Annotated in this window: 2 protein-coding genes; both read left to right on the forward strand. The window is 45.0% G+C overall.

Annotation, left to right across the window (positions count from 1 at the left end; translation table 11 throughout):
- Positions 1–182 (forward strand): hypothetical protein (locus tag KDK14_RS16435; RefSeq protein ID WP_373691099.1); only part of this gene is annotated, 182 nt, incomplete at its 5' end.
- Positions 183–252: 70 nt separating this feature from the next.
- Positions 253–1,170 (forward strand): hypothetical protein, encoded by a 918-nt coding sequence (locus KDK14_RS16440; protein ID WP_257266259.1) that lies wholly within the window; start codon positions 253–255, stop codon positions 1,168–1,170.
- The last annotated feature ends 49 nt before the right edge of the window (positions 1,171–1,219 follow it).

Consider the following 1,219-nt stretch of genomic DNA (forward strand, 5'->3'; position numbering starts at 1 on the left):
CCTCTGGCCCTGATGGAATCCGCTCACTCCCACCTCATCAGGTCTTCGGCCTCTACGGGCCCTGGGTCCCGAGTACCATCAGCGAGGGCGATATCGATTTATACCTTGAAACGGATCTTCAGGCAGCGGATGCCCTGCTTGATGCTAAATTAATGGCGCTCTCTGCCATAAAAGGTGTCTGATCGTGTACTATTGAGACATAAAATCCGTAGCTGTAAAAATTGACCACAACCGTTTCCAGAGCGAAGGGCGATGAAATTTACGTTTAAAAAACTGGGGTATGTTGATCAGGGAGCTATTGAGCTGGGGGATATGACACTCATTTGTGGCCCTAATAATGTCGGTAAAACCTGGCTCAGCTATGCTATTTATGGCTTATTGAAGCATTACCCAGCGGCTGCATCCTGCGACTTGAGTGAAGACTTGGTTGAAACGCTCAAGGAAAGTGGCGCAGTTAAAATACAGCTTCCAGATTTTGCTAAAAGGCTTGATCCGCTGTTAAAACAATTGTCTCATAACTTTAGCCGAAGCCTGGGAGGTTTTTTTAATACCGACTCAGACCTGATGAAGGGGGCAAACGTTAGCCTTGAGCTGGAAAACTACGCCTTTGATCTCAGCAAGAAATTCTACAAGGCCGTCAAGTTCGGACGTAAAGACACCTTGATTTTGTCCAAAGAGGCAGGATCAGAAGTTCTTGATATTACCTTTCAGAGTAATGGTTCCAGCGTTCCGGGTCACATCCTGGAAAATGTTATTGAGCAGGAGCTGGCGAGATGCATGCTTGAAGATTACATTTTATCCCCTTTTGTTCTGACCTCTGAACGTACCGGGATCTCCCTGTTTTATAAGGAACTCGATCTCAGCAAAAATATCCTTGTTGAACATCTGGCAAACAGCAAAAAAGGCGTGAACCCTATTACGCTGTTGAACAGCATGCGCTCCAGGTATGCAGAGCCCATTAAAGATAATATTGATATTGTTCGTGATGCTGACAGCATTGCAAAACAGAAAAGCTTCCTCAAGGAAGATAAAACCGGAAAATATAAACCCGTATTTGATGCGCTCAAAGAGATCATTGGCGGCAGTTTTAAAATTGCGAATGATCAGGTGCTTTATCAGCCTGCCAAAGAGCGAAACAGGGACAGGGCGGTTTTGCCTATTTACCTGTAACTATTCGTTGAAACCATATTGACCCTTGATTTCCAAGGGCTACAATCAT

Source organism: Endozoicomonas sp. ONNA2 (genome assembly GCF_024606365.1).
In the GTDB taxonomy this organism is placed as follows: domain Bacteria; phylum Pseudomonadota; class Gammaproteobacteria; order Pseudomonadales; family Endozoicomonadaceae; genus Endozoicomonas.